This is a genomic window from Methanosarcinales archaeon (genome assembly GCA_014859725.1).
Lineage (GTDB): Archaea > Halobacteriota > Methanosarcinia > Methanosarcinales > Methanocomedenaceae > Kmv04.
The window spans coordinates 1-7,406 of record JACUTQ010000117.1 but is presented as its reverse complement, the minus strand read 5'-3'; the positions used below and the strand labels follow the sequence as shown (position 1 = coordinate 7,406).

General features: G+C 38.8%; 11 protein-coding genes. 10 read left to right on the top strand and 1 reads right to left on the bottom strand.

What is annotated here, in order from left to right:
• From IBX40_09510 to IBX40_09465, 10 genes are all read left to right on the top strand, one after another.
• Window positions 1–218 (top strand): hypothetical protein (locus IBX40_09510; GenBank protein MBE0524551.1); only part of this gene is annotated, 218 nt, incomplete at its 5' end.
• Window positions 215–889 (top strand): hypothetical protein, encoded by a 675-nt coding sequence (locus IBX40_09505; GenBank protein ID MBE0524550.1) that lies wholly within the window; start codon window positions 215–217, stop codon window positions 887–889. The genes IBX40_09510 and IBX40_09505, both read left to right, overlap by 4 nt.
• Window positions 889–1,689: a DUF1673 family protein gene (locus tag IBX40_09500; protein ID MBE0524549.1), complete on the top strand. Its 801-nt coding sequence runs from the start codon at window positions 889–891 to the stop codon at window positions 1,687–1,689. The genes IBX40_09505 and IBX40_09500 overlap by 1 nt, the downstream gene beginning before the upstream one ends.
• Before the next feature lie 12 nt (window positions 1,690–1,701).
• Window positions 1,702–2,148 carry a hypothetical protein gene (locus tag IBX40_09495; GenBank protein MBE0524548.1) on the top strand — a complete coding sequence of 149 codons (447 nt, stop codon included), beginning with the start codon at window positions 1,702–1,704 and terminating at the stop codon, window positions 2,146–2,148.
• 37 nt (window positions 2,149–2,185) lie between these two features.
• Window positions 2,186–2,788: a DUF1673 family protein gene (locus IBX40_09490; GenBank protein MBE0524547.1), complete on the top strand. Its 603-nt coding sequence runs from the start codon at window positions 2,186–2,188 to the stop codon at window positions 2,786–2,788.
• A gap of 5 nt (window positions 2,789–2,793) precedes the next feature.
• Window positions 2,794–3,504, top strand: a complete 711-nt coding sequence (locus tag IBX40_09485) for a hypothetical protein (GenBank protein MBE0524546.1) — start codon at window positions 2,794–2,796, stop codon at window positions 3,502–3,504.
• A 1-nt stretch (window position 3,505) separates the two neighbouring features.
• Window positions 3,506–4,186, top strand: a complete 681-nt coding sequence (locus tag IBX40_09480) for an ABC transporter ATP-binding protein (protein ID MBE0524545.1) — start codon at window positions 3,506–3,508, stop codon at window positions 4,184–4,186.
• A 35-nt stretch (window positions 4,187–4,221) separates the two neighbouring features.
• Window positions 4,222–5,064, top strand: coding sequence for a hypothetical protein (locus IBX40_09475; protein MBE0524544.1), 843 nt, complete (start codon window positions 4,222–4,224; stop codon window positions 5,062–5,064).
• 2 nt (window positions 5,065–5,066) lie between these two features.
• Window positions 5,067–6,281 carry an ABC transporter permease gene (locus IBX40_09470; protein MBE0524543.1) on the top strand — a complete coding sequence of 405 codons (1,215 nt, stop codon included), beginning with the start codon at window positions 5,067–5,069 and terminating at the stop codon, window positions 6,279–6,281.
• Between the two features lie 35 nt (window positions 6,282–6,316).
• Window positions 6,317–6,973, top strand: a complete 657-nt coding sequence (locus IBX40_09465; GenBank protein ID MBE0524542.1) for a YIP1 family protein — start codon at window positions 6,317–6,319, stop codon at window positions 6,971–6,973.
• A 279-nt stretch (window positions 6,974–7,252) separates the two neighbouring features.
• Here IBX40_09465 and IBX40_09460 read toward each other — a convergent pair.
• On the bottom strand, window positions 7,253–7,406 hold a 154-nt coding region (locus tag IBX40_09460; GenBank protein MBE0524541.1), incomplete at its 5' end, for a hypothetical protein.

Below are 7,406 nucleotides of genomic sequence, written 5' to 3'. Positions count from 1 at the left end.
TACCGTTTGATGCCAAAGCCATTATATTCGTATCTGAAAAACATGGGATGCAGGTGTGGTATAAGCATGAAGGGGATTGTAATGCATGTAGCAGGTACACCCAGTGTATCGAACTGTTATGGGACTTTGCAGACGAGATGAAGCTCAAACTTGAAAATACGGACGATCCCACGAAATTGGCAGAGGAACTGTTTGGGAAATTGAGGGCATTGGTATGACAATAAATGTGGCAGAAACTATACGGAAAATGATGGGCTGGTGCCCACAGGAAAGAGTCGTTTTTGACAATAATGATTTTTTCTCTACAGGAAATTCCTATCGTACAGGCACTGCTAACTATGATGGGAATGATCAGTTTATGGATATACCAGTCCAGATGTTTGACTGGCGCATCTTTGCTGTTATGTTTGGTTCCATCGGCCTGTTTTTAATCGGCATCCAGAGGTCGGATATATATTTGATTCTTCTGTCGCTTTTGCTCTATGCATCACTTTTCATATTCGAGCGCACCAAAATATCCGTGGATAAAGAGATGTTGCGGATAAGGTTCCCGTTATTGGGCGAGAAGAGATATCATAAAAGTGATATTGATATGGTAAAACTAGGTGAAAACTATGCACACAAACATAGGGTGCGGAGTTTAATCGCATTGATATTGGTTATTTTAATATCGCTATCATCAACTTCAATTACGAGTGTGATATTTAGGATATCTACATTATTGCTGATCTATGTGATATATGGCGCGATTAGAATATCCCATTATCCAGGGATCATAAGGATTAGCACCAGGGGAAGGAATATAATTCTTTATCCACGCAATGAGCATGATTTTTTGATGCTGAAAAACATTGCTCCTGAAAAGTTAAAGAAAATTGGAGGGGAATAATGACTGCTTTGATCGAAAATATACGGAAAGTTATGGGCTGGTGTCCTGTTGCGGATACTAAAATCAACAAGCCCCCTTCTGGAGAAGGTTATGCTAATAAGCCAGATAGCGGGGGCGATGCATCTCCGAAGTTATTCGGTTCGTTATTCGAATGGGATTACATCGTTAAGGAAGAACTATTGAGGTCGATTGCAGTTCTCTTCTATACCTTTATTGGCATCGGAGGATTGATCACGTATGGTTATATTAAAACAGACCTGACTGCCACATTTTATCTGGCGCCGATTGTAACCTTTGCCATTTTTGTAATCATGGTCTGGCATAGGAAGAATACACTAAGCCCAATTATATACCGTTTTGGAAATACCAAACCATTAAGAGAATTGGCTATCTTGATTGTGGTTTATGCGGTATATCTTTATTTCTCACTTCAATACCCTGTGCTTCACAGGATATGGATTCTTATTATTTTATTCATAGCCTTAAAACTTGGAAAAGTATTCGAGCTTAACCGCCCCACAGGTATTAAGATGATGCTATTCATTGCAGTAGCATCCATCTTTCTCCTTATTCGCTACTATGCATTGCAGTTGTCTCTGATGCCCTTTATAAAAGGCATCTTAGCTCTTGAAGCAGCTATGTTGGTTTTTGTGGTTCTGGCAAAGAGGATGGGATTTGAAGAACCTGATTATCTGAAAAAAATGGATGGGAGAGTTTTCCTGATATTTGTGGCACTCGTTGTTGTCTTTTCGATAATTGGAGCAGCGGTGATGATAGGGCTTGATAGGTTAATCAAATAGAGGAAGAACAAGATGGTAGCACAGGAATTATTCAATACTGGCCGATTATTGGTGTACATATTCTTTATTATCTGCCTGTATTATTTTATTAATCGATTCTACTTTAAAAAGGAACTTCAAAAAACAAAACGTACAGAATGTTTTAACTACTGGTTTTTTTATTTAAAGTCAGTTGTTTTAGTATTTATTTTATATAGTTTCAAACTTTTATTAAGCTATCTTTCGGGTTCTTTGTCTATTAATGAATATCGTCTAACAAATCTACTTTACTCTTATGTTTTTATACTAATTTTATTCGGAGTAATTGCTATTTTAATAAAAGTATTTGGCTATGATAGAACAGAAAATATGTATCCTCAGGGAATTATCGGATGGGGAAAACTATTGATTGCCGTTATGATTGGAATTGTTACAATTTTATTTTTAATAATTTCGTCTAAAAATTTGGGACTTTCTTAAGTAGGTTATATCAACTGAGATTAAAAGAGGAAAATGAATGAATGCTTTTAAGAAATTAAGGTTATGGCTGGGGTGGTGCCCGAATGCAACTGCCATAGTGACCAAAAGATCATTGCAATTTGATGAACTGACATTAAATGCACCAGATCGTGAAGGTAAGATCACTTATCTGGGTGCAGGTTGGTGGAATAAACACCATAACAGGATTTTACTGAAATCACTGGCTTTCACCCTACTGGCTGTTTTGTTTTTTGTAGAACATGAAAGTGTAAATCCGGACATGCTCCTAACAGGTGCAATCGGAGGTTTGTTTTTCCGACTTCTCACCGGAGTATACGATTGGCGCTTATTTAATAGGGCTGCTACTAGAAAATATAAACAACCACGATCTATTCAAAAACGATATTATATTATGTCATTTGTATTGGTTTCCCTAATTATTGTAATGGGCATATTTTTCATCATCTCTTTGATGAGAATGGCTGGCTTGACAGGGATGCAGGATCTTATTACAGGTTTTTTGTTGTTTGAATGGATTAATTTTCTCAAAGTAGTTTACTGGGAGCGGAAGAACCAAAAGACATTGATTAAGAAAAAAGGCATCCTTTTCTGTGGTGAATGTCAAAATTATAAGGACTAAGTAAAATGAATGTCTGGATTGAAAATATACGGAAAATGATGGGGTGGTGCCCGAGTGTAACTCCAACGGGATACACGTTGGACAGGCAAGTCGTTTTTGAAAATCCTTTGATCCCATCCGGTCGATCAAATGTTGAAAAATTTAAATCTAACAATATATTGTTCTCTGCTGATAATTCTGTGTTCACTTTTTGCATTGTTGTAAGCTTAAATCTGGTTTTGATGTTTGGCCGGAATCTGGATTATGCAGTATTGATTCCAATTCTCATGTTAATGTATTTCTTACTTTATTTCCTTGTAGTAAAAATGCTTCAGGCAAGTATTTCGATTGATGAAAACGGTGTTCAATTAAAATCATTCGAGCTGAGAGATGTCTTACTAAACTACAGTGACATTAAGTCAGTTACAACATTTAAATTGAATAAACCTTCAATCGCACTAATAGCAATGGCGTTAATAATTATTGTGGCATTACTTGCTTATTCAGTAATATCCGGGGAATGGAAAGTGATTGTATCCATTGCCCCTATGTTGCCATGGTATTTGCTTATCAAACAAAGGTATGACCGAGAAAAACATACTCTGGATACACAATTGTTTATCGAATCCAGAAAGAAAAAGTGGCATCAATTCTCACCGTATTATTCGGTCATAACAGATCAGTTGACTGCATCCGGGATACAGGCTGTTATTGAAAATTACAGAGGTGGAGAGTGAAATGGCTGTTCCTCTGGAAGATGTTTTGACCATACAGAATGTAGACAAGACCTATCACCTGGGAAAATTAGATGTCCCGGTACTCAAGGATATCAATATCTCCATCAAATCCGGGGAGTTAGTGGCCATTATGGGGCCGTCGGGGAGTGGTAAGACCACGTTGATGAACCTTATAGGCCTGCTTGATAGACCTACCAGCGGCAAATTCTTCCTCGACGGCGTGGATACATCAAGCCTATCAGACATGGAACTGGCAAGGATACGGGGTAAGAAGATAGGGTTCGTGTTCCAGACCTTCAACCTGATCTCAAGATTTGATGCTCTGAAAAATGTGGAACTGCCCATGATCTACCAGAATATCCCCAAAGCCAGGCGAAAAGCCAGAGCATTAGAATTGTTAGAACAACTGGGATTAAAGGACCGCATGAAACACAAACCTCCTGAGCTCTCAGGTGGTCAGCGGCAGAGGGTTGCCATAGCCAGGGCATTGGTAAATAAACCGGAAATAATCCTGGCAGATGAACCTACTGGAAATCTTGATACTAAAACAGGAGATGAGATAATGGACATTTTCAAAATACTTAATTCTCAAGGGAAAACCATTGCAATGGTCACCCATGAACATGATATTGCAGCAATGTGTAACAGGATAATAAAGATCAGGGATGGTATGATAGTATGAAAATTAAATTGTTAATTATTAGTTTATTGTTATTATTGTTGATACAGAACTCGACAGCCGATTCTGATATCACAATTCGGCCTTCTGTGATGGTGGATAATTCCATTGATCCGGCATATCTTATGCCAGGGGACGAAGGGATTGTCACGATTACGTTAAAAAATGCAGCAAAGGATTATGCCTATCCTGTGCCAGTAGGTACCAATTCTGATGAGATATTTGATCTAACTGCACAGGTAATAGAGGCGTCCCTTTTGAGTAATAGTAATGTTCAGGTTACCAGTGATCGATATTATGATGTGGGTCTGCTGGGCCCGGGTGATTCTATTGATTTCACATATGCCATCAAGGTTGACGAAGAGGCTAAAGACGGAGTGGAATTCCTGGATTTTGTTTTCGTAGGTGGCGGGGATATGTACGATATAAAATGGAAGGTACCTGTTACCATTGTCTCGTCAGGGATAAAAATTATCAACAGCGAAACTTCGCAAGATTCTGATTTCATTGTGCTGGATATTGCAAACACCAGACCAAATACAATAAAATCTGTAAACATATTTTCAGTTACCGAGGGAGTGGTATTTGAGCCGGCCCAGTATTTCATTGGTACAATGGACTCTGATGAGATGTTCACTGTCCAATTCGATATTACACCTGATGAGGGTATTGAACAGATCGATTTCAAAGCCCAGTTCAAGAACGGAAACAACTGGCACGAGTCAGACATCCAGACCATCAATGTGAACAACTCAAAAGCCCAGACCATTATGGAAAAAGATTCAAATCCCCTGCTGGTGATAGGGATAGTGGGTGGCATGTTTGCCGTAATCATAATCTTTTTTGTCGTAATGCGAAAGCGAAGAAATACCAGTGAATAAGCATGAAATTCTACGACGCCCTGGAATTTGTATTCCTGAGCTTTAGAGGTGAGAAGTTCAAGACCATAATGTCGAGTCTTGGCATTATCATAGGAGTGGCAGCTATCGTGGTCATGCTCTCTGTTGGTGAGGGATTGATTACCGGAGTTTCTGGTGTTTTTAGTGAAATGGACCTGAACATGGTACAGGTGATACCTGGTGGTTTTGATGGGGGCGGCGTTGGCAGACCTATGAAGGCCGCCATCCTGGATAATAAGGATGTTTCGATATTAGAGGGCGTTGTTGGGGTAGTAAGTGTATCTCCGCGAAGTCAATATTACGGTATTTTTAGTATGGAGTTCAGAGGTGAAGAATCCAGTGTGGGAATTATAGCAATTTCACCATCTAAAGAACCAGATCTATCAAAATCCATTGAAGCTGGCAGGTTCCTTTTAGATTCAGACAGGAATAGTGCTGTACTGGGGTATGATATTGCCAATAAGATGTTTGATATGCCTATTAATCCCGGTTCACATATTATCATTGAAAATACAATGACACAAGACACGTTTGATTATAGAGTCGTCGGGGTACTAAAAGATTCGGAACAGATGTCAATACTGGGGGGCAGTTCAAATTCCCAGATATATGTTTCCCATCCATCTATGAAGAGTATAATTGATATTGAAGAATATTCTTATACGACCATCAATGTCAGGGTGGAGGACGAGGAAATGATCCCTGAGACAATCGTACGTATGGAAAAGGCTCTTCAACGGACTAATAAGAATGAACAGTTTACAATTTTCGATCAGGGTTCTATATTGGAAAGCATTACTGAATTACTTAATATGGTAAAATACGGGCTTGGAGGCATAGGCGCAATCGCCCTCGCAGTGGGTGGTATCGGGATAATTAATGTAATGATGCTGACCGTCACTGAACGAATCAAGGAGATCGGTGTTATGAAAGCAGTGGGTGCCAACAAAGGTGATATACGGACATTGTTCCTGATCGAATCTGGCATCCTGGGTCTGGTAAGCGGCCTGATCGGAGTTTTAGTTGGTGGCGGGGCAGCATACCTGATCTCGGTACTTGGAAATTTCCCCAGCACAGTAACGTTAACATCCATTATGATCGGTCTGACTTTTGGAGTGGTGACATCCGTAGTTGCAGGTGTGTATCCTGCATCGAGGGCTGCAAGGTTGGATCCGGTTGAAGCTTTAAGGGCTGAATAATAATAATAATAATAATTTCAAAAGGAGGTTTAATTATGAACTTGTTGAATAAAATTACCGGAATATTAATAAAGCCGGAAGAAACGATAAAAGAAATCTCAGATAGACCATATATTGAAGAGTCATTCCTGATAGTGGGAATAATTGCAATCCTAAGTGCAATTTCAGTATATATAATGCCGTTTAACTATGATTTTAGTGAATTACCCCCTGAAGCTATAGAAATTGTGAAATTTTCCACCACTGTGCTACCAGTTATATTTGCATTAATTGGTATAATAATAATGTGGATAATAGCAGCCGGGATAATTCATTTTATTTCAGTTGCATTGGGTGGAGAGGGGAAGTTTACACAGATGTTAGTAGTCTATGGTTACAGTAGAACTCCTCTTATCATTAATGCTGTAATTGGAATAATATTTTACTCATTTATTGAACCTATTACTATTACTATTTCAGCAACAGCAGGGTCAGGCAATCCTATGGGTGAATTGTTATCCAATCCATATTATATTGTAATATTAATCATTGGATACATAATGCAGTTGTGGGCAATTGGCCTGGTGTTTCTTGGAGTAAAATATGTCCACAATTTGAGCACAAATAAAGCTTTGATCGCAGTAGCCCTGCCGTTATTGTTCTTTATATTCGGGATAGTAACGACATTGTTTTCCAGTGTATTATATGGATAAATAACACATATTGATGGTGCAATTAGAAATTCAACTGGATAACAATGATTACTTATCTGGAAATAAGGTGTCAGGGAGTCTGATATTTGAAGTCGATAAAGCGACAAATATCGGATCCCTTAACCTTCAAGTTACCCATGCTTTGATTTCATAGGATATCTTTGAATTGTACCCTTCATACGTTAGTAATGCCTTCCAAGATATCGCGAAACAATCCAGGCATTATAATCCTAGCTTTGATGGTTCTATTTCCAATAACAGTGAACCGTTTGTAAAAAATCACTCATTAACCCATTTCTTTGTCTCAATTCTATAAAGACCCCCAATCCGTTCGATACCCGGGAACTCCATGATCTCCTCCACTTTGAAACCGTTCCCCTCCTCCTCGAATCTTTTAGTTACTATATTCCAGGGTATGGCATATGCATTTCGA